23 protein-coding genes are annotated in these 21,186 nt (G+C 59.4%); 11 read left to right on the top strand and 12 right to left on the bottom strand.

What is annotated here, in order from left to right:
• Positions 1-72: 72 nt before the first annotated feature.
• From lpdA to mdh, 9 genes are all read right to left on the bottom strand, one after another.
• Complete coding sequence (lpdA, locus tag BM131_RS11430) at positions 73-1,461, bottom strand: dihydrolipoyl dehydrogenase (RefSeq protein WP_090189561.1); 1,389 nt, start codon at positions 1,459-1,461, stop codon at positions 73-75.
• A gap of 12 nt (positions 1,462-1,473) precedes the next feature.
• Positions 1,474-1,884, bottom strand: a complete 411-nt coding sequence (locus BM131_RS11425; RefSeq protein WP_090189559.1) for an MAPEG family protein — start codon at positions 1,882-1,884, stop codon at positions 1,474-1,476.
• 54 nt (positions 1,885-1,938) lie between these two features.
• Positions 1,939-3,189, bottom strand: a complete 1,251-nt coding sequence (odhB, locus tag BM131_RS11420) for a 2-oxoglutarate dehydrogenase complex dihydrolipoyllysine-residue succinyltransferase (RefSeq protein ID WP_090189557.1) — start codon at positions 3,187-3,189, stop codon at positions 1,939-1,941.
• On the bottom strand, positions 3,186-6,146 hold the full coding sequence (locus BM131_RS11415) for a 2-oxoglutarate dehydrogenase E1 component (protein WP_090189555.1): 2,961 nt from the start codon (positions 6,144-6,146) through the stop codon (positions 3,186-3,188). Before BM131_RS11415 ends, odhB begins: the two co-directional genes overlap by 4 nt.
• A gap of 70 nt (positions 6,147-6,216) precedes the next feature.
• Entirely contained in the window at positions 6,217-7,125 is a 909-nt protein-coding gene (locus BM131_RS11410; RefSeq protein WP_090189553.1) for a hypothetical protein, read from the bottom strand.
• A gap of 12 nt (positions 7,126-7,137) precedes the next feature.
• Positions 7,138-8,022: a succinate--CoA ligase subunit alpha gene (gene sucD / locus BM131_RS11405; protein WP_090189551.1), complete on the bottom strand. Its 885-nt coding sequence runs from the start codon at positions 8,020-8,022 to the stop codon at positions 7,138-7,140.
• A gap of 43 nt (positions 8,023-8,065) precedes the next feature.
• Positions 8,066-8,335: a hypothetical protein gene (locus tag BM131_RS11400; RefSeq protein WP_090189549.1), complete on the bottom strand. Its 270-nt coding sequence runs from the start codon at positions 8,333-8,335 to the stop codon at positions 8,066-8,068.
• Positions 8,332-9,525 carry an ADP-forming succinate--CoA ligase subunit beta gene (gene sucC, locus BM131_RS11395; protein WP_090189548.1) on the bottom strand — a complete coding sequence of 398 codons (1,194 nt, stop codon included), beginning with the start codon at positions 9,523-9,525 and terminating at the stop codon, positions 8,332-8,334. Before sucC ends, BM131_RS11400 begins: the two co-directional genes overlap by 4 nt.
• A 350-nt stretch (positions 9,526-9,875) precedes the next feature.
• The gene (mdh, locus tag BM131_RS11390) at positions 9,876-10,838 is read right to left on the bottom strand and encodes a malate dehydrogenase (RefSeq protein WP_090189546.1); all 963 of its coding nucleotides are present in this window, start codon (positions 10,836-10,838) and stop codon (positions 9,876-9,878) included.
• Positions 10,839-10,993: 155 nt separating this feature from the next.
• Between mdh and BM131_RS11385 the strand changes: the two genes are divergently transcribed.
• Positions 10,994-11,749, top strand: a complete 756-nt coding sequence (locus BM131_RS11385; protein WP_090189744.1) for a sulfite exporter TauE/SafE family protein — start codon at positions 10,994-10,996, stop codon at positions 11,747-11,749.
• 63 nt (positions 11,750-11,812) lie between these two features.
• Here the strand turns inward: BM131_RS11385 and BM131_RS11380 are convergent, their stop codons facing one another.
• Entirely contained in the window at positions 11,813-12,451 is a 639-nt protein-coding gene (locus BM131_RS11380) for a PRC-barrel domain-containing protein (RefSeq protein WP_090189544.1), read from the bottom strand.
• A 131-nt stretch (positions 12,452-12,582) separates the two neighbouring features.
• A complete protein-coding gene (locus tag BM131_RS11375; protein ID WP_090189542.1) occupies positions 12,583-12,894 on the bottom strand; it encodes a hypothetical protein in 312 nt (103 codons plus the stop codon).
• A gap of 160 nt (positions 12,895-13,054) precedes the next feature.
• Here BM131_RS11375 and BM131_RS11370 point away from each other — a divergent pair, with 160 nt between their 5' ends.
• From BM131_RS11370 to BM131_RS11325, 10 genes are all read left to right on the top strand, one after another.
• Positions 13,055-13,897 (top strand): HpcH/HpaI aldolase/citrate lyase family protein, encoded by an 843-nt coding sequence (locus BM131_RS11370; protein WP_175499297.1) that lies wholly within the window; start codon positions 13,055-13,057, stop codon positions 13,895-13,897.
• Positions 13,894-14,439: an NnrU family protein gene (locus BM131_RS11365; protein WP_090189538.1), complete on the top strand. Its 546-nt coding sequence runs from the start codon at positions 13,894-13,896 to the stop codon at positions 14,437-14,439. The genes BM131_RS11370 and BM131_RS11365 overlap by 4 nt, the downstream gene beginning before the upstream one ends.
• A 3-nt stretch (positions 14,440-14,442) precedes the next feature.
• Positions 14,443-14,649, top strand: a complete 207-nt coding sequence (locus tag BM131_RS11360) for a DUF1737 domain-containing protein (protein ID WP_090189536.1) — start codon at positions 14,443-14,445, stop codon at positions 14,647-14,649.
• Positions 14,646-15,671: a MaoC family dehydratase gene (locus BM131_RS11355; protein ID WP_090189534.1), complete on the top strand. Its 1,026-nt coding sequence runs from the start codon at positions 14,646-14,648 to the stop codon at positions 15,669-15,671. Before BM131_RS11360 ends, BM131_RS11355 begins: the two co-directional genes overlap by 4 nt.
• A gap of 196 nt (positions 15,672-15,867) precedes the next feature.
• Entirely contained in the window at positions 15,868-16,251 is a 384-nt protein-coding gene (gene sdhC / locus BM131_RS11350; RefSeq protein WP_090189532.1) for a succinate dehydrogenase, cytochrome b556 subunit, read from the top strand.
• A gap of 12 nt (positions 16,252-16,263) precedes the next feature.
• Positions 16,264-16,635, top strand: a complete 372-nt coding sequence (gene sdhD, locus BM131_RS11345; RefSeq protein WP_090189530.1) for a succinate dehydrogenase, hydrophobic membrane anchor protein — start codon at positions 16,264-16,266, stop codon at positions 16,633-16,635.
• 20 nt (positions 16,636-16,655) lie between these two features.
• The gene (sdhA, locus tag BM131_RS11340; protein WP_090189528.1) at positions 16,656-18,461 is read left to right on the top strand and encodes a succinate dehydrogenase flavoprotein subunit; all 1,806 of its coding nucleotides are present in this window, start codon (positions 16,656-16,658) and stop codon (positions 18,459-18,461) included.
• Positions 18,461-18,760, top strand: coding sequence for a hypothetical protein (locus tag BM131_RS11335; RefSeq protein WP_090189526.1), 300 nt, complete (start codon positions 18,461-18,463; stop codon positions 18,758-18,760). The genes sdhA and BM131_RS11335 overlap by 1 nt, the downstream gene beginning before the upstream one ends.
• A gap of 27 nt (positions 18,761-18,787) precedes the next feature.
• The gene (locus BM131_RS11330; protein WP_090189524.1) at positions 18,788-19,567 is read left to right on the top strand and encodes a succinate dehydrogenase iron-sulfur subunit; all 780 of its coding nucleotides are present in this window, start codon (positions 18,788-18,790) and stop codon (positions 19,565-19,567) included.
• An 83-nt stretch (positions 19,568-19,650) separates the two neighbouring features.
• A complete protein-coding gene (locus tag BM131_RS11325) occupies positions 19,651-20,484 on the top strand; it encodes an urea carboxylase-associated family protein (protein ID WP_090189522.1) in 834 nt (277 codons plus the stop codon).
• Here the strand turns inward: BM131_RS11325 and deoD are convergent.
• Positions 20,481-21,185 (bottom strand): purine-nucleoside phosphorylase, encoded by a 705-nt coding sequence (gene deoD / locus BM131_RS11320; protein ID WP_090189520.1) that lies wholly within the window; start codon positions 21,183-21,185, stop codon positions 20,481-20,483. The two genes, BM131_RS11325 and deoD, sit on opposite strands and share 4 nt — an antisense overlap.
• Position 21,186: the final 1 nt, after the last annotated feature.

Below are 21,186 nucleotides of genomic sequence, written 5' to 3'. Positions count from 1 at the left end.
CGGGACAGGCAGGGATGCCGATGACCGTAAACAGAGAGGCCCCCGGAGGTCATCCGGGGGCTGATCGCATTATTAGGCGTGGATCGCGCCGTCGCCGCAGGCCAAGGCTGCCTCGCGCACAGCTTCGGAGTACGTGGGGTGGGCGTGGCAGGTACGGGCCAGATCCTCTGCTGCGGCACCAAATTCCATGGCAACGCAGATTTCGTGAATCAGATCGCCGGCCATCGGGCCGATGATGTGCGCGCCGAGGATGCGGTCGGTTTCCTTGTCGGCGAGGATCTTAACGAAACCGTCACCCATGAAGTTCGCCTTAGCCCGCGCGTTGCCGAGGAAAGGGAACTTGCCAACTTTATAGGCGCGGCCCGCTTTTTTCAGTGTTTCTTCTGTTTCGCCGACAGAGGCGACCTCGGGGTGGGTGTAGATCACGCCGGGGATCACGCCGTAGTTTACGTGACCGTGCTGGCCGGCCAGAATTTCAGCGATGGCCATGCCTTCATCTTCGGCTTTGTGGGCGAGCATCGGGCCGACAATCGCGTCGCCGATGGCGTAGATGCCGGGGGTGCTGGTCTGATAGCGGGCGTCGACGTCGATCTGGCCGCGCTCTGTCATTTTGACGCCCACTGCGTCTAGGCCAAGGCCGTCCACAAAGGGGCGACGGCCGGTGGCAAGCAGCACGGTATCTGCGGTAATCTCTGCTTCAGTTTCGTCTTTGCGCATTTTGTAGCTGACGGTCGCTTTTTTGTTCTTGATGCTGACGCCTTGGACGGCGGCCCCAAGAATGAACTTCAGCCCCTGCTTGGTCAGCATTTTCTGAAACTGGCGGGCGATTTCCGCATCCTGACCGGGGGTGATGGCGTCAAGGTATTCGACGACCGTCACCTCGGAGCCGAGGCGCGCATAAACCGAGCCGAGTTCCAGCCCGATGACGCCCGCACCGATCACGACCAGCGACTTGGGGATTTTGTTCAACTTCAGCGCACCGGTCGATGTGACGACAGTTTCCTCGTCAACCTCGACGCCCTTCAGCGGCGACGGCTCGGACCCGGTGGCGACGATGATGTGCTTGGCGTCATGGACGTCATCACCGACCTTGACCTTGCCGGGGGCAGGGATCGAACCCCAACCCTTGATCCAATCGACCTTGTTCTTCTTGAACAAAAACTCAATGCCGCCCGTGTTTTGGCTGACGGTTTTGTCCTTGTAGGCTTGCATCTGCGGCCAATCGACCGACGGCGTTTTGCCCTTCAGGCCCATTTCGGCGAAGTTATGTTCCGCTTCATGCAGCATTTCAGTTGCGTGCAGCAGCGCCTTGGACGGGATGCAGCCTACGTTTAGGCAGGTGCCACCGAGCGTGTCGCGTCCTTCGACGCAGGCGGTTTTCAGACCGAGCTGCGCGCAGCGAATGGCCGAGACATAGCCGCCGGGGCCGGAACCGATGATGATGACGTCATAGCTGGCCATTGGGGCCTCCGTTCAGAAAAGGGCAGAAATTAACATAAGCATGGTCGCCAAGAAGCCAAACATCCAGATGATTGACCGCCACGGCGTCAGGCCGAAATAATAGGCTGGCACATAGGCAATCCGCGCAATCAAGAACACCCAAGCGCAGCCTGCGGAAAGGCCGGTCGCCTTGTCGCCAAGCGTGACAACGACCACCGCCAAGGTGAACATGATCAGCGCTTCGAAATGGTTGTTCATGGCGCGGATTAAGCGGCCCGTGCGCGGTGTGACCTGTTCGGGAATTGGTTTACCAAGGCGGTCCGGATCGCGCGGGCCCATGGTTTTGCCATTGGGCAGTTCCATATTCACCCGCACTGACATCAGCGCAAATTGCACCCCTTGCAAAAGACCAGCAAGGGTAAGGACGGTCAATTCAGGGGTCATGGCGGCCTTTGCTTTCGTCAGCGCCGGGCAGGTTAGTCCTGCCCGGCTTATTTTTTACAGGTCCATCAGCAGACGGCGTGGATCTTCTAGCGCTTCTTTCACGCGGACAAGGAACGTCACCGCGCCTTTGCCGTCAACGATCCGGTGATCATAGGATAGCGCCAGATACATCATCGGGCGGATCACAACCTGACCGTTAATGGCCATCGGACGATCCTGGATCTTGTGCATGCCCAGAATACCGGACTGCGGGGGGTTCAGGATTGGCGAGGACATCAGCGAGCCATAGACGCCGCCGTTTGAGATGGTGAACGTGCCGCCCTGCATATCAGCCATGGACAGCTTGCCGTCACGGGCTTTGCCACCCATTTCGGCAATCGCCTTTTCGATACCCGCAAAGGACATCTGATCGGCGTCCTTCAGCACGGGAACGACGAGGCCGGTCGGTGTACCAGCGGCGATGCCCATGTTGACGTAGTTCTTGTAGACCACATCGGTGCCGTCGATTTCGGCGTTCACTTCCGGCACTTCGTGCAGGGCGTGGATGCAGGCTTTGGTAAAGAAGGACATAAAGCCAAGCTTTACGCCATGTTTCTTAAGGAACAGGTCTTTGTATTCGTTCCGCAGATCCATAACGGCGGTCATGTCGACCTCGTTATAGGTCGTCAGCATGGCAGCGGTGTTCTGGCTGTCCTTCAGACGCTTAGCAATGGTCTGACGCAGGCGTGTCATCTTGACCCGCTCTTCGCGGTCAGCTTGATCGGCAGACGATGCTGCGCGCGGGGCTGCTACGGGTGCGGCGGCCTTAGGTTGCGCCAAGGCTTTCAGCACGTCCTCTTTCATCACGCGGCCGTCTTTGCCGGTCGCGGTCACGGCATCGCGGTCGATACCCTTTTCAGCCATCAGCTTTTGGGCAGAGGGGGCGTCTTCGGGATCGCGCGGCTTCGTGTCTTCCGGGCCAGCGTTCACCGTCCCCGTGCCGCCAGTCGCTGGCGTGTCAGCAGGCTTTTCAGCCGGGGCTGCGTCGCTGTTAGCTTTTGGCGCAGAGGCCGCCGCGCTATCCGCGCCGCCTTCGCTGATCTGCGCAAGCAGGGCATCGACGCCGACAGTCTCGCCTTCGGCGGCGACGATTTCGGACAGGGTGCCTGCGATCGGGCTTGGCACTTCGACGGTGACCTTATCGGTTTCCAGCTCGCAAAGCATTTCGTCGACGGCGACGCTGTCACCGGGCTTTTTGAACCAAGTCGCGACGGTCGCTTCGGTTACGGATTCGCCCAAGGTTGGGACACGGACTTCGGTGCTCATTTCGTAATTCCTTCGATGTTCAGGGCCTCGGCGACAAGGGCCGCCTGCTGGGCTTTGTGCTGGCTGGCCAGACCTGTCGCTGGCGACGCAGCGGCCGCCCGACCGGCATAGACGGGCCGTGTGTGTTTCGCTTTGATCCGGGTCAGGCACCATTCAAGGTTGGGTTCCATGAAGGACCAGCCGCCTTGGTTTTTGGGTTCTTCCTGACACCAGACCATCTCGGCGTTTTTGAACCGCTCCAGCTCGTTCACCGCGGATTGGGCGGGGAAGGGATAGAACTGCTCGAACCGCAGGATGTACGTGTCAGTGATGCCGCGGGCGTCACGTTCTTCCAGCAGGTCGTAGTAGACCTTGCCGGAACACATCACGACGCGCTTGATCTTGTCATCCGCCACCAGCTGGGTGTCGGAATGACCCTTTTGCGCATCATCCCACAGCACGCGGTGGAAGGACGAGCCGGTGGTGAAATCGGCAGCATCGGACACGGCCATCTTGTGACGCAGCAACGATTTCGGTGTCATCAGGATCAGCGGCTTGCGATAGCTGCGGTGCAGCTGGCGACGCAGAATGTGGAAATAGTTCGCAGGCGTCGTGCAGTTGGCGACGATCCAGTTGTCGTTGCCGCACATCGTCAGGAACCGTTCCAGACGCGCGCTGGAATGCTCTGGTCCCTGACCCTCATAGCCATGCGGCAGCAGGCACACGAGGCCTGACATCCGCAGCCACTTGGCTTCGCCAGAGCTGATGAACTGGTCGAACATGATCTGCGCGCCGTTGGCGAAATCGCCGAACTGCGCTTCCCACAGGGTCAGGGCGTTCGGTTCGGCCAGCGAATAGCCATACTCAAAGCCCAGCACCGCGTATTCCGACAGCATCGAATCGATGACTTCGTACTGCGCCTGACCCTCACGGACGTGGTTCAGCGGATAGTAACGCTCTTCGGTGTTCTGGTTGATCAGGGCAGAATGACGCTGGCTGAACGTGCCGCGCGTGCTGTCCTGTCCGGCCAAGCGGACCGGGTAGCCTTCCAAAACGAGCGAGCCGAACGCCAAGGCTTCACCGGTTGCCCAGTCAAAGCCTGTCCCGCCTTCGAACATCTGTTTTTTCGCATCAAGCAGACGATCAATCGTCTTGTGAGTGGCGAAATGCTCGGGCGGGGTCGTCAGCGCCTTGCCGATATCGGCCATCGCCTCGGTACTAATCGCGGTTTCGCCGCGCTGATAGTTGTCTTTGTCCCGGTCCAGGTGCGACCAGCGGCCGTCAAGCCAGTCAGCCTTGTTCGGCTTGTAGGTCTTCCCTGCTTCAAATTCAGCATTCAGCATTGACTGGAAAGAGGCTTTCATGTCCTCAATCTCGCCCTCAGGAATCAAGCCATCCTTGACCAGACGATCCGTATACAGCGTCAGCGTCGTCTTTTGCTTTTTGATCTTTGTGTACATGACCGGGTTGGTGAACATCGGCTCGTCGCCTTCGTTGTGACCAAAGCGGCGGTAGCAAATGATATCCAGCACCACGTCTTTGTGGAACTTTTGGCGGAATTCCGTCGCGACGCGAGCGGCGTGGACCACAGCCTCTGGATCGTCACCGTTGACGTGGAAAATCGGTGCCTCGACCATCAAGGCGATATCGGTGGGGTAGGGGCTGGACCGGCTGAAGTGCGGCGCTGTGGTAAAGCCGATCTGGTTGTTCACCACGATATGCATCGTGCCGCCCGTGCGGTGGCCACGAATGCCGGACAGCTGAAAGCCTTCTGCAACAACGCCTTGGCCAGCAAAGGCAGCATCGCCGTGCAGCAGGATCGCCATAACCTTAATACGGTCCTTGTCGTTCTTCTGGTCTTGCTTGGCGCGCACCTTACCCAGCACGACGGGGTTCACCGCCTCTAGGTGGGACGGGTTGGCCGTCAGCGACAGGTGAACAGTGTTGCCATCAAACTCGCGGTCGGACGACGCACCAAGGTGATATTTGACATCGCCAGAGCCTTCGACGTCTTCGGGCTTAAAGCTGCCACCTTGAAATTCGTTGAAGATCGCGCGGTAAGGCTTCTGCATCACATTGGCCAGAACCGACAAACGGCCGCGGTGTGGCATGCCGATCACGACCTCCTCCATGCCGAGCTGGCCACCGCGCTTGATGATCTGCTCCATCGCGGGGATCAGGCTTTCGCCGCCGTCCAGACCGAAACGCTTTGTGCCCATGTATTTGACATGCAAGAACTTTTCAAAGCCCTCTGCCTCGACCAGTTTGTTCAGGATTGCCTTGCGGCCATTCTGGGTGAAGCTGATTTCCTTACCATACCCCTCGATCCGCTCTTTCAACCAAGCGGCTTCATCAGGGTTAGAGATGTGCATGTACTGCAGCGCAAAGGTGCCGCAGTAGGTACGCTTCACGATGGCCATAATCTCGGCCATGGTGGCGACCTCAAGGCCCAGTACATTGTCGATAAAGATCGGACGGTCCATGTCGGCTTTGGTAAAGCCATAGCTTGCCGGATCCAGTTCCGGATGCGCGGTGACTTCGCGCATGCCCAGTGGATCCAGATCAGCAATCAAGTGGCCGCGGATGCGGTAAGCGCGGATGATCATCAACGCGCGAATGCTGTCCAGAACGGCGGCGCGAACCTGGTTCTCGGTCAGGTTGACGCCCTTTTCCTCGGCCTTTGCAGCGATCTTTTTGCCAGCAGCAGCCGGTTCCTGCGCCCACTGGCCATCCAGCGCCTGCGTCAGGTCATCGTTTGGTACTGGCGGCCAGTCCATCCGGCCCCAGCTTGCACCAGCGGCCTCGGCCTTAGCATCGGCGGGCGCATCACCCAAAGCGGCAAAGAAATCCCGCCAGCTTTCATCAACCGCCTGCGGATTATCCGCATAACGCGCGTAAAGTTGCTCGACGTAATCGGCGTTATGCCCTTGCAAAAAGCTAGAGGCGTGAAGCACGTCGTTCGGGGATTGGTCGTTCATGGCAGAGCCTTTCGGACAGCACGGGTGGTTAAAGGGGTCACGGACCCAAAAATGGGAGGGCGGTTAGAGGTCATAGGTGTCCACCGGCGGCAACGATGCCTTCGAGTAGATCTCGCTGATTGCTTTGTCGTTGCAATAGACGCTTCTCCAAAGCCGCCCGCGCTAGGCGGCTGTGCCCACGTGAAACAGCGGCTGTCAGAAGTTCTTGCATATAGCGATCAGAGAAACGACGACGACGAAAATCGTCGAAGAATGTTTTTCGGGTCAGTGTCCCCTCAAGCGCGGAGACCGCCGATGGTTTAAGAAGTTGCATCGAAGCCAGCACCGGCATGAACGGGTGGGTCAGCCACGGGCAGGGAAACATGACCGAATTTGCCCCGACGAGGCGAAGCGCGTGCAACTTGTCTTCGACAACCATAGGGTCGTAAAAGACATAATTTTTGGCGGCGCAAGCTGCACCTTCCGCCCCGTCGACATAGGGACCGGTCCAATCGCCTAGCCCGCGACCTGGTTCGAACCGACGTTCAAAAGGCACGACATCATGGATCAGCGAAGTTTGCGGATTGAACGTGACGGTGATTGGATCGGGGAACAAGCGCGAAAATGTGAGTGCACCGAATCCACCCATGGAATTTCCGTATAAGCTGAACCCGCTATAGGCGGGCACCAGCGTGTTGGCGACAAGCGTTTCAAGGGTGGGATAAAGATCAGGGCAGCGATACCAATTTTGCTCGATCGCCATGACGCCCAAACAGCCCCAGCCCTGCTCTAGTATTAACTTGTCGCCCCACGGCCGGCGCTGATCATTGCTGTTCAACGCGGCACGATTGTCAAAGGTCGCCACAAGGCGATCCTTCCCAGGGATATGCACAATCACATGGGTTGGCAGCTCGATATACTGCCCGCCCAGTTCACTAACCTCCTTTCGGATGTCAGCGAACTGGGCGTAGCGGCCAGTGGATGTGTCTTGCGCGTTCATTGCAAGCGAGCCTTACTTTGCAATAGCTGCCAGAACGGCCTCGCCCAGCGTCGCAGGGCTATCCGCGACGATGATGCCAGCGGCTTTCATCGCTTCGATCTTGCTTTCGGCGTCGCCCTTGCCGCCAGCCACGATGGCACCAGCGTGACCCATGCGGCGACCCGGAGGTGCGGTGCGGCCAGCGATGAAGCCCGCGGTTGGCTTCCAACGGCCCGCTTTACGCTCGTCAGCCAAGAACTGTGCGGCTTCTTCTTCAGCAGAACCACCGATTTCACCGATCATGATGATCGAGTGTGTTTCGGGGTCAGCTAGGAACATCTCGAGGATGTCGATGTGCTCGCTGCCCTTGATGGGGTCGCCGCCGATGCCGACAGCTGTGGACTGGCCCAGACCCGAATCGGTCGTCTGCTTGACGGCCTCATAGGTCAGCGTGCCGGAGCGGGACACAACACCAACGCTACCGCGTTTGTGGATGTGGCCGGGCATGATGCCGATCTTGCAAGCGTCGGGGGTGATGACGCCGGGGCAGTTCGGGCCGATCAGGCGGGACTTGGAGCCTTCCAGCGCGCGCTTGACCTTCATCATGTCCAGCACGGGGATGCCTTCGGTGATGCAGATGATCAGCTCCATCTCGGCGTCGATCGCCTCTAGGATCGAATCGGCTGCGAAGGGCGGCGGAACATAGATGACCGAGGCATTTGCTTCGGTGCGTGCACGTGCTTCGTGGACCGAATCAAAAACCGGCAGGTCAAGGTGCGACTGACCGCCTTTGCCGGGGGTCACGCCGCCGACCATCTTGGTGCCATAGGCGATGGCCTGCTCAGAGTGGAATGTGCCCTGCGAGCCGGTGAAGCCCTGACAGATGACGCGGGTGTTTTCGTTGACGAGAATGGCCATTGGGGCCTCCGTATATTGTGTCTTGGCGGTCGCCCGCCGGAAATTAGCGGAACATGGCCTGCGCGATGATCAGACCAGCCTGACGGCCAAAGGCCGCTCCGGCATTGATCTCGCCTGTGGGGGCGGGTTGCGCAGACTCTACGATGATGACGTCCGTCGCGGCCTGTTCACTTGCAGGCAAGATCGTCACAGGTGTGGCCAGCGCGGCCCCACCAGACGGGCTTTGCGACTGCGGCCCGGACCTGACTTCGCCGGCATCACTGCAGGCTGCCGTCAGGCCAAGCGTCGCAAGCAGAGCGACGGAACGAATCACCCCTTCACCGCCTTCACGATCTTCTGCGCGCCGTCCTTCAGGTCGTCGGCAGCAATCACATCAAGGCCGGAATTGCGGATGATCTCTTTGCCCTTCTCCACGTTCGTACCTTCAAGGCGCACGACCAGCGGAACCTTTAGGCCGACTTCTTTCACTGCAGCGATCACGCCTTCGGCAATGACGTCACAGCGCATGATGCCGCCGAAGATGTTGACCAAGATACCTTTGACGTTGGGGTCAGAGGTGATGATCTTGAACGCTTCCGTAACCTTTTCCTTGGTCGCGCCGCCGCCCACGTCGAGGAAGTTGGCAGGCTCTGCGCCGTACAACTTAATGATGTCCATCGTTGCCATGGCCAGACCAGCACCGTTGACCATGCAGCCAATTTCGCCGTCCAGCGCGATGTAGTTCAGGTCGTACTTGGATGCGGCCAGTTCCTTGGGGTCTTCTTCCGTCTCGTCGCGCAGGGATGCGATGTCGGGGTGGCGGTACATGGCGTTGCCGTCAAAGCTGATCTTGGCATCAAGAACCTTCAGATCGCCCTTGTCGGTCACGATCAGCGGGTTGATCTCCAGCATTTCCATGTCCTTCTCGGTGAAGGCTTTGTAAAGCTGACCCATCAGGGTGACGCACTGCTTGACCTGACCGCCAGTCAGACCCAGCGTGAACGCAACGCGGCGACCGTGGAATGCCTGATAGCCGGTGGCGGGATCGACGCTGAACGACAGGATCTTTTCCGGCGTGCTGGCTGCGACTTCTTCGATGTCCATGCCGCCTTCGGTCGAGCAGACAAAGCTGATGCGGCTTGTCTGACGATCAACGAGCAGGGCCAGATACAATTCTGTTTCGATGCCAGAGCCGTCTTCGATGTAGATGCGGTTCACAACCTTGCCAGCGGGGCCAGTCTGGTGCGTAACCAGCGTGCGGCCGAGCATTTTCTTGGCTTCCTGTGCGGCTTCTTCAACCGACTTGGTCAGGCGAACACCGCCCTTTTCGCCGGCGTCAGCCTCGACGAAGTGGCCCTTGCCGCGACCACCTGCGTGGATTTGTGCCTTGACCACCCACAGCGGGCCGTCGAGTTCGCCAGCCGCGGATTTCGCGTCTTCGGCTTTCGTGACCGGGCGGCCGTCACTGACCGGGGCCCCGTAAGTCCGCAGAAGTGCCTTGGCCTGGTATTCGTGAATGTTCATGTCGCGTCCCTTGTCCGATTGGGTTTGTAGCCTTGAACCATATCTGGATTTAACAAAAAACTACTGGACGCTGTTCCTGACAATAAATCCGACATTTGTGATCACAGCCACGAAACGTGTGATCACAAAGCTGATTATTTCAGCAGGCGTGGACGATTTCTTAATAATCCGCCCGCCAAGCTGCGCAATCGACTCATGGGTCGGCCAACCCTGCGCTGAAATGTGCGCACCCCCGTGGACCTTTTGCGCAAGCCATCGCTGACAAGGGCAGGGCGCATCGTGCAAAATTGAAAAAGCCGCGCCGCAAATTCTGCGGCGCGGCTTTCAAGCATTATGTCCTGATGCGGCGATTAGGCCAGCGTCGGGTCAATTTCTTTGCATGCGGCGACAAGGCCCTTCACGGCGTCGACGGACTTGTCGAACATCGCCTGCTCGGGCTTGTCCATCTTGATCTCGACCACACGCTCGATGCCGCCAGCACCGATGATCGTCGGCACGCCAACATAGAAACCATCAAGGCCGTAAGCGCCGTCAACATGCGCGGCGCAAGGCAGCAGACGCTTCTGGTCCTTCAAGAAAGCCTCGGCCATCTCGATCGCGGATGTTGCGGGGGCGTAGAAGGCAGAGCCGGTCTTCAGCAGGCCAACAATCTCTGCGCCGCCGTCACGGGTGCGCTGCACGATGGCGTCCAGCTTGTCCTGCGTGGTCCAACCCATCTCGACCAGATCGGGCAGAGGAATGCCGCCAACGGTGGAATAACGGGCCAGCGGCACCATGGTGTCGCCGTGGCCGCCCAGTACGAATGCTGTCACGTCGCGCATGGACACATTGAATTCGTCAGCCAAGAAGTGGCGGAAGCGGGCAGAGTCGAGCACGCCAGCCATGCCGCAAACCATCTTGTGCGGCAGACCAGAGAATTCGCGCAGCGCCCAGACCATCGCGTCCAGCGGGTTGGTGATGCAGATCACGAAAGCGTTCGGCGCATGGGCTGCGATGCCTTCGCCAACGGATTTCATAACCTTCAGGTTGATGCCTAGCAGGTCATCACGCGACATGCCCGGCTTGCGCGGTACACCAGCGGTCACGATGCAGACGTCAGCGCCCGCGATATCGGCGTAATCATTCGTGCCCTTAAAAGAGCCGTCGAACTTGGCCGAGGGGCCCGATTCGGCGATATCCAGCGCTTTGCCCTGCGGCGTGCCTTCGGAGATGTCGAACAAGACGACATCGCCAAGTTCTTTGACAGCTGCGAGGTGGGCAAGCGTACCACCGATTTGTCCGGCGCCGATAAGTGCAATCTTGGGTCTGGCCATAGGAAGGCTCCTGCTAATATGCGGGTTGAACTTGGCGAGCTGGTTATTCCTTTGACATAAGGGGTGCAAGGGGACAGCCAAGAACACCCTTTTCCGGGTCTTAATCGCCAGCGTAATTTCACCCGGCGAAGGCTATCTTTCATAAGGTTTCGATGATGATCACCTTCGATCTACTTTTTTTCGCGCTTGCCATTCCGGCGGTCCTATTTGCGGCTATTTCCAAGGCGGGCTTCGGGTCTGGGGCCGCCTTTGCCGCCTCTGCCGTGCTGGCGCTAGTGGTGCCGCCGGGGGCGGCGCTGGGCATCATGTTGCCCTTGCTGATGCTGATCGATGTCACATCCTTGCGGCCTTATTGGCGCAAGTGGGACGCCCCATCGTCGCTGCATATCTTGATCGGTGCGGTGCCGGGCGTCGTGCTGGGTGCGTTTATATACGCCGCTGTAAACGCAGATTCGTTTCGTCTGCTGATCGGGGTGATCTGCATCGCCTTCGTGATCTGGCAGGTCGGGCGGTCGCGCGGGATAATTCGCGTCGGCAGCTTCAAATTCTCCCGCCCTTGGGCATGGGTCACAGGGCTGACCGCCGGTTTCACCAGCTTCGTCAGCCACGCTGGAGGCCCCCCGGTCGCGGTCTTTCTGCTAGGCCAAAACGTGCCCAAGACGACCTATCAGGCCACAACAGTCATCGTCTTCTGGGCGATCAACCTGATGAAGTTCGTACCCTATTTCTTTCTGGGGATCTTTAACGCGCAGACCGCAATGGCAGATCTGTTCCTCGCGCCGTTTGCCATCGCTGGCACGTATATCGGCGTGCGGGCACACAACTATGTATCGGACCGAGTGTTCTTCGGCCTGACGTATGTCTTGTTACTGGCGACCGGCACCCGTCTGCTCTGGCAAGCGCTGACTTAAGCTTAAGCCAAAACGAAAAAGGCCGCCCACGATGGGGCGGCCTGATCACAAATCCAGCGTGGATTAGTTCATCGGTGCTTCGTACTGGGGCAGCTCTTCCAGCTGCTCTTCGGTCATCGACACATAGGCGCGCATGTCGTCGCCGTCGGTCTGCTTCATCAGCTGTACGTCATCATAGGCGATGGACACTGGCTTTTCGCCCAGACCCAGGAAACCGCCTACGTCAACGATCACGTCGGTCACTGTGCCGTCTTCGGCAATGATCAGATCGCTGATTTCGCCAACTTCTTCGTCATTCGGTCCATAGATATCGAGGCCGGTCAGCTCTTCTGCTGTGACGTCCGCGTTCACGGCTGTGGTGTAGCCGTCCTTTTCCATCATTGGCGCGCCTGCACCGTCCATGGTGTCGGCCGATTCCATGTTGGTCGATGTGGCGTCAGTGTCGGACATCGTGTCCGTCATCTCTTCCGTTGTCGTCTCGGTCATGGTGTCGGCTGGCATCTCTTCGGCTGGCATGGCTTCATCAGTCGGGGCCATTGTGTCGGTTGTGGCTTCTGGTGCCAATGTGCCGTCAGTGGTTGCGGGCGCTTCGGTGGTCATTGCGCCGTCAGTGGCAGTGCCATCAGCAGCGACGTGGCTTTCAGCAAATGCGCCGTTGGCAACAACAAGAGCAATCGCGGTAGTTGCAAGAAAACGTTTCATGACTGGTTCCTAACGAGTGGTTTCATGGGCCAGAGCTTCTAGCCCTTCTATGTCCACACAACGCCGCTATTTCGCGTTTGGTTGCACATCGTTGGGTTAATATTTGCGCGGCGGCGATAAACCGCCAGTGCCTAGGTCGGGGTCGCGGGAACCAGCCCGTCGCGGTGCATCAGGCTGAAATCGTGGCCTGATGCGATAATGCAAGCAGGCCCGCCGGGCTGGGTTATGGTCATCGTCCATGTGCCCTTTGCGCTGACATAGATATCGATCAACAGGTTCTGCGGTGTCAGTGCCGTTGCCAATGGATGCTCTTTATATATGCGCGCCAACGCGGCAGGCATGTCGGCCGATGACAGGCAGACCGCCCCTTGCGCGAACACACGCGGAGCGAGCATCATGAAAAGGCTAAAGGTCAACAGCAGGTGGGTCATATGGCGGCGCATGGCGTGTCCTTTGATTGCATGCCCCAATCCTGCGCTGCCGTGGTAAATCAGCCCGTCAGGCACCGCGCGGCAGGGTTAACACGCTGCGCTGCGGCATTTTGGGGTTGAACTATTGCGTCTCATTTGATCAATTTCGCGCAATCTTATTGCGAGGCTGAAAATGCAAACCCGTCCCACCCGCTCTGCCCTCTATATACCAGGCTCTAAACCGCGTGCGCTGGACAAGGCGCGCGGGCTGACCTGCGACGTCATCCTGTTCGACCTTGAAGACGCAGTCGCCCCCGATGCCAAGATCGAGGCGCGCAGCAACTTGCATGATGCCTTGGCGCAGGGCGGCTATGGTGGGCGGCTAAAGCTGGTGCGGATCAATGGGCTGGACACAGACTGGGGCGCTGATGATGCCCGCGCCGCAGCAAAGATGCCCTGTGATGGCGTGCTGGTGCCCAAGGTCAGCAGTCCCGCCGATCTGGATGCCGTCGCCGATTTGGTGCCGGACCTGCCACTTTGGGCGATGATGGAAACCCCGCTGGGCATCCTGAACGCGCAAACCATCGCCGCCCATCCCCGGCTTGAAGGCTTCGTGATTGGCACCAACGATCTGGCCAAGGATATGGGCAGTCGCACCCGCGCCGCCCTGACCACTGCGCTACAGCACTGCTTGCTGGCTGCGCGCGCCGCTGGGATTGTCGCCATCGACGGCGTCTATAACGCCTATCAAGATCAGGACGGCCTGCAGCGCGAATGCATTGAAGGGCGCGACATGGGGTTTGACGGCAAGTCCCTGATCCATCCAGCGCAATTGGACACGGCCAACGCTGTCTTTGGCCCAACGGCCGAGGATATCGACCTTGCCCACCGCCAGATCGCGGCCTTCGACGCCGCCGTGGCCGAAGGGCAGGGGGTGGCTGTTCTGGACGGCCGCATCGTCGAGAACTTGCATATCGTCACGGCCCGGGCCACGCTGGCGAAAGCAGACGCTATCGCCGCATTGGAGCGCACATGACACTAATCCTACTGGGCCTGATCTTGTGGTCAGGCAGCCACCTGTGGAAGCGGCTTGCACCTGAAAGCCGCGATGCCATGGGGCCAAAGGGACGGACTGCCGTGGCAATCCTGTCGGTGCTTGGCATCGTCTGCATGGTAATCGGCTACCGCGCCGCCGACGGCGCTGTGTACTGGGGCCGCACGCCCGCGATGACAGGTATCAATAACCTACTGGTCTTGCTGGCCTTCTACCTTTTTGCCGCCTCTGGCAAAGGCACCCGCGTCACCCGTGCGATCCGTCATCCGCAATTAACCGCCGTCATCGTTTGGGCTGTGGCGCATTTGCTGGTGAACGGCGACACCCCGTCCTTCTTGCTGTTTGGCGGTTTGTTGGTCTGGGCCGTGGCGGAAATCTTTGTGCTGAACAAGGCGCTGGGCCCGCGCGGCGCTTATCACGCGCCACCCATCAAATCGGAAATCATTGCAGTTGTCGCGACGCTGGTCGTATTTATCGTCGCTGCCGGTATTCACATCGCTCTTGGCTACAACCCATTCGGATAAATCATGACCAAAATCTATCGCCTCCTGACCGAAGACGACACCTCTGCCTTCTGCCACAAAGTCTCTGACGCCCTGTCCAAAGGGTGGGAGCTCTATGGCACGCCTACCTACGCCTTTGATCAGGCGAACGGCGTCATGCGCTGCGGGCAGGCCGTGACCAAGGACATTTCGGTCGACTATCACGCCGATATGAAGCTGGGGCAGCAATGACCAAAACCAACGCCGGCCGCTTTTTCGAAGATTACGCGGTCGGCGATGTCATTACCCACGCCGTGCCGCGTACGATCCAAATGGGGGAACGGGCGCTGTATCACGCGCTTTACCCCGCGCGGCACGCCCTGCATTCTGCCGATACCTTTGCGCAAAGCTGCGGTTTGCCGTTCAGCCCGCTGGACGATCTGGTCACTTTCCATACCGTCTTTGGCAAAACCGTGCCCGATGTGTCCCTGAACGCTGTCGCCAACCTTGGTTACGCCGAAGGCCGCTGGGAAACCCCGCTTTGGCCGGGTGATACCATCACGGCCACGTCCGAAGTGATCGGCGTGAAGCAGAACTCCAACGGCAAAAGCGGCGTCGTGTGGGTCCGCACCACTGGTCGCAATCAGCACGGCGCAGTCCTGTTGTCCTATGTTCGCTGGGTCATGGTCCGCAAACGCGGTGATGGCCCTGCGCCGCAAACCGTCATTCCTGATCTATCGGGTAGCGTTGCTGCCACTGATCTGGTCATCCCCCGCGGGCTGGATTTCACCAACTACGACTTCGCCCTCGCGGGCGAGCCGCACCGCATGAGCGACTATAAGGTTGGCGATATTATCGACCACGTCGACGGCGTCACTGTGGAAGAAGCAGAACATATGCTGGCCACCCGCCTGTGGCAGAACACTGCCAAGGTCCACTTTGACGCGACCAACCGTCCTGACGGCAAGCGGCTGATTTATGGCGGCCACGTCATCAGCCTTGCCCGCGCGTTGTCTTTTAATGGACTAGCCAATGCGCAGCTGATCGTTGCGCTGAATGGCGGGGCCCACGCTAATCCTTGCTTTGCAGGCGACACGGTGCGGGCCTGGTCCGAAGTGCTGAATACCGCTGAAACCACTGCCCCGGGCATCGGCGCAATCCGCCTGCGTCTGGTCGCGACAAAAGGCACCGCTGGCGAATTGCGGGATGATGACGGCAAATATTTACCCGATGTTCTTCTTGATCTGGATTATTGGGCGCTGATGCCACTTTAAGGGGCGCGATAACCTCGACTACAAGTTTTGTGATCACGCCTTGAAAATACGTGATCACAAACGCCCAAAATCCGCCGGGCGCGGCGTTATCGCGCAGAATTTGACCGCCGCTGCGCGTGACTTCGCGTTCGTGATGGTGCAGAACTAGACCAATTGCGCACCCGGACGCGGGATGCCGTAGCTTAAGGGAACTGACATGGCTGATGCAAACCGGGGCAATCGCCCGCTTTCGCCGCATTTGACGATTTACCGTCCGCAGTGGACGTCGATGACGTCGATCTTTACGCGGATCACCGGCAATGCGCTGATTGTGACCGCGCTGCTGATCGTATGGTGGTTTGTCGCCGCTGCGACCGGCCCCGACGCCTTTGCCACCGCTGATGGTTTCATCACCAGCTGGTTTGGCGATCTGATCATGTTCTTCTCTGTCGCGGGGATCTGGTATCACACGCTCGCTGGCATCCGTCACCTGATCTGGGACAGCGGCCGCATGCTAGATGTCGACAAGTCGGAAACGTTCGGTCAGGCCATGGTGCTGATCGCCGTGCTGCTGACGATTTTCACTGTCATCGTGCTGTAAGGGGTTCTGACCATGGCTTATATGACCGACCGTAAACGCGCCGCTGGCATGGGTTCCGCAAAATCCGGTACCCAGCACCACTGGCACATGATGATCAGCTCTGTCGCACTTGCTGGCCTGATCCCTTTGTTCATCTTCACCTTCGGCAGCATCTACGGCGCGCCCTATGAAGATGTCGTCGCCTATTATCAGCGTCCGTTCCCGGCGATCGTCGCATTGCTGACAATCGCTGTCGGCTTCATCCACTTTCGCGGTGGTGTGCAGACCCTGATCGAAGACTACGTTCACGGCACAGCCAAGAAGGTCGCGATCATCGCGATGATCTGCCTGTCCTATACCGCAGCTGCGGCCGGCGTTCTTGCCGTCGCTAGCCTTGCCCTTTGAATCGCTTGAGGAACTGACCGATGGCTGCTTACGAATACGAAACCCACACTTATGACGCGATCGTTGTCGGCGCTGGCGGCTCTGGCCTGCGTGCGACGCTGGGTCTGGCCGAACAGGGCCTGAAAACCGCCTGCATCACCAAGGTGTTTCCGACCCGGTCCCACACCGTTGCGGCCCAGGGCGGCATCGCTGCGTCCTTGTCCAACATGGGCCCTGACCACTGGCAGTGGCACATGTATGACACCGTCAAAGGCTCTGACTGGCTGGGCGACACCGACGCGATGGAATACCTCGCGCGTGAAGCCCCCAAGGCTGTGTATGAGCTAGAGCACTACGGCGTGCCGTTTTCCCGGACAGAAGAAGGCACGATCTATCAGCGCCCCTTCGGCGGCCACACCACCGAATTCGGTGAAGGCCCCCCCGTGCAGCGCACCTGCGCCGCAGCCGACCGCACAGGCCACGCGATCCTGCACACGCTGTATGGTCAGTCGCTGAAGCAGAAGGCCGAGTTTTACATCGAATACTTCGCCATCGACCTGATCATGGGCGAAGACGGTCAGTGCCAAGGCGTTGTCGCATGGAAGCTGGACGACGGCACCATGCACGTCTTTAACGCCAAGATGGTCGTGCTGGCCACGGGCGGCTATGGCCGCGCCTACTTCAGCGCGACCTCTGCCCATACCTGCACCGGCGACGGCGGCGGCATGGTCGCCCGTCAGGGCCTGAAACTGCAGGACATGGAATTCGTGCAGTTCCACCCCACCGGCATTTACGGCGCTGGCTGCCTGATCACCGAAGGCGCGCGCGGCGAGGGTGGTTACCTGACCAACTCCGAGGGCGAGCGCTTTATGGAGCGTTATGCGCCGACCTATAAGGACCTTGCGTCCCGCGACGTCGTATCCCGCTGCATGACGATGGAAATCCGCGAAGGCCGCGGTGTTGGCCCGAAAAAGGACCACATCCACCTGAACCTGAACCACCTGCCGCCGGAAACGCTGGACCTGCGCCTGCCGGGCATCACCGAATCGGCCCGTATCTTTGCTGGCGTCGATCTGACCAAAGAGCCGATCCCGGTGCAGCCGACCGTTCACTACAACATGGGCGGCATCCCCACGAACTATTGGGGCGAAGTGCTGAACCCGACGGACGAAAACCCCGATGCCGTCGTGCCTGGCCTGATGGCCGTGGGCGAGGCAGGGTGCGCCTCTGTGCACGGTGCGAACCGTCTTGGCTCTAACTCTTTGATCGACCTCGTGGTCTTTGGCCGCGCCGCCGCGATCAAAGCTGGCGAAATCGTTGACCCAAACACGGAAAACGCGCCGCTGAACCAAGCGTCCGTTGATGCGGCGTTCGACCGTTTCGACAAACTGCGCAACGCCAATGGCAGCACCCCGACCGCTGCCCTGCGCCTTGAAATGCAAGAGGCCATGCAAGCCGACGCCGCCGTCTTCCGTACGGATAAGACGCTGGCCGAAGGCGTGGAAGCGATGAAAAAGATCGCCGCCAAGCTGGACGATCTGCACGTGACCGACCGCAGCCTTGTCTGGAACAGCGACCTGATGGAAACGCTGGAACTGACAAACCTGATGCCGAACGCGCTGGCGACCATCGTCTCTGCCGAGGCGCGTAAGGAATCCCGCGGTGCCCACGCGCACGAGGATTACCCTGATCGCAACGACGCAGACTGGCGCAAGCACAGCCTTGCGACAGTGGACGGCGCGAATGTGAACCTGACCTATCGTCCGGTCCACATGGACCCGCTCACCACCGAAGCTGAAGGCGGGATCGACCTGAAAAAGATCGCACCGAAAAAGCGGGTGTACTGATGCGCGCTTTCGGCCTGATTGCGGGTTTGGCGGTGTTGGCGGCTTGCACTCCGCCCACGCCACCGACCTTGCAACAGGTCGAAGCCAAGTGCAGCCAAGAGGCACGCGCAGCGGCCGGACCGACCGGTCAGGTCACTGTCGGTGCCTCTAGCAGTAACGGGCTGCGCTCTGGCATCTCGATCGGTGTGACGGACGATTTCTTGCGCGGCCGCGATCCGGCCGTCGTTTATGCGGAATGCTACACCCGGTTGTCCGGTGCCGCGCCGCTGACCCCTTATTCGCCTACCGCAGCCCGGTAAGGCCGTTTGCAGACAGGAGCCTGAGACATGGTTGAATTCACGCTACCCAAAAACAGCCGCATGGTGACGGGCAAGACTTGGCCCAAGCCAGACGGTGCCAAGAACACGAAAAAGGTGCAGGTTTATCGCTGGAACCCTGACGACGGCAAAAACCCGCGTTTGGATACCTATTTTGTCGATCTGGACACTTGCGGCCCGATGGTTCTGGACGCTTTGATCAAGATCAAAACCGATATCGACCCGACCCTGACGTTCCGCCGGTCTTGCCGCGAAGGGATCTGCGGATCCTGCGCGATGAACATCGACGGCGTGAACACGCTGGCCTGTATTTCTGGCCTTGATGAAGCCAAGGGCGATATCAAGATCTATCCGCTGCCGCACATGCCTGTGGTTAAGGACCTGATCCCCGATCTGACGCATTTCTATGCGCAGCACGCCAGCATCATGCCGTGGCTCGAAACCAAGACGAATGCTCCCGCGAAAGAGTGGAAGCAGTCGATCGAGGACCGTGAAAAGCTAGATGGTCGCTACGAGTGCATCATGTGCGCCTGCTGCTCTACCAGTTGCCCGTCTTACTGGTGGAACTCTGACCGCTACCTTGGCCCAGCTGCCTTGCTGGCGGCGCACCGCTGGATCGTTGACAGCCGCGACGAGGCGACGGGCGAGCGTCTGGATGATCTGGAAGATCCGTTCAAACTGTATCGCTGCCACACGATCATGAACTGCGCCAAGGCTTGCCCTAAGGGTCTGAACCCGGCCAAGGCGATTGCAGAGATCAAGCACATGATGGTCGAGCGGATCGTTTAATCCTGACTGGACGTTACAACGCAAACGCCGTCCCTTGTGGGCGGCGTTTTGTTTTGAGTACTTAGAAAAAAGGGAGGAACGACATGGGCGAGCCTTTGGACGCACAGGCGCTGCGGGACATCGCGCCGGTCATCTGTTATCCCAATGACAGCTTGGCTGTACCGCAAGCCGCATTGGATCGCGGTGCCTTACCGCTTGTGCCGGTGTCTCGCGTCACTGTTCCTGCCCGAGAGGCCGCATCGATCCGCGTGAAGGCGGGGCAGGTGCTGCGCATTCACTGCCTGGACGGGCCGCAGGTGGGTGATTTGAACCTGTTCAACGCAAATGACCTGTCAGAGCGGTTCTATTCTGGCAAAACTCGCGCCCTGCACGGCAGCCATGTCACCACTGGCGACCAGCTTTGGTCGAACTTCCCCTATCTGCGCCCTATGGCGACAGTCACGCATGACACGCTGGGATGGTACGGGCGGGATGCATATGGCGGTGCGGTGCACGACGTGATCGGGACGCGCTGCGATCCCTATACGGCGCGGCTGCTCGGCGGGGGTGATTACCATCACTGCTGCCATTCTAACCTGACCCGCGCCTTGGCTGATGCGTCTGGCCTGCCGCTGCTGGATGCGGAACCGCATGTGCATGATGTGCTGAACGTTTTCATGTGCACCGGTTTTACCGCAGACACCGGGCAGTACTTCATGAAAGCCAGCCCCGTGCGCAAGGGCGACTACTTAGACCTTCTTGCGGAAATTGACCTGCTTGCGGTCCTGTCGGCCTGTCCCGGTGGTGACTGCAGCGCCCAGCATTCGTCCGACACGGCGGTCTGCTATCCCCTCGCGATGGAGGTGCTGGATCCAAAAGGGGCGGAACCTTGGCAGGAGCCGCCCCTAAATTCGTATTCACGCAGCCACGGCGTTTAGGCGAAAGCGGCTTCCAGCGCGATTTCAACCATATCGCCAAAGCTACGCTCGCGTTGATCGGACGGCAGCGCCTCTCCGGTGATGATGTGGTCGCTGACGGTCATCACGGCCAAGGCGCGGCGCTTGTAACGGGCGGCAAGGATATAAAGCTCTGCCGCTTCCATTTCGACTGCCAGAACGCCATGACGGATCATCTGTTCCGTAAGGTCGGTACGTTCGGCATAGAAGGTGTCAGAGGAATAGATGCTGCCGACATGGGTTGGGGTGCCGCGCTTTGTCGCCGCAGCATGGGCCGCCTGCAGCAGGCCGAAATCGGCGACGGGGGCGTAGTTCAGTTCGCGAAAGATCGTGTCCGACGGGGTGCCGGAAGAGCAGGCCGTCATTGCCAGCACCACGTCGCGCACCTTGGTTCGATCCTGCATGCCGCCGCAGCTGCCAATCCGGATCAGTGTCTGGACGTCGTAATCCTTGATCAGCTCGTTCGCATAAATCGACATCGACGGCATACCCATGCCCGAACCTTGAATGGTGACGCGGTTGCCATTCCACATGCCCGTGTAGCCCAGCATCCCGCGTACTTCGTTAATGCAAACGGCGTCGGTCAAAAACGTCTCTGCCGCCCATTTGGCGCGGTAAGGATCGCCCGGCATCAGGACGGTTTCAGCGATATCACCGGGTTTTGCGCCAATATGAATAGTCATG

Source organism: Loktanella salsilacus (genome assembly GCF_900114485.1).
In the GTDB taxonomy this organism is placed as follows: domain Bacteria; phylum Pseudomonadota; class Alphaproteobacteria; order Rhodobacterales; family Rhodobacteraceae; genus Loktanella; species Loktanella salsilacus.
Note: the sequence above shows the minus strand (reverse complement) of the source record. Positions and strands in the feature narration are given on the sequence as shown.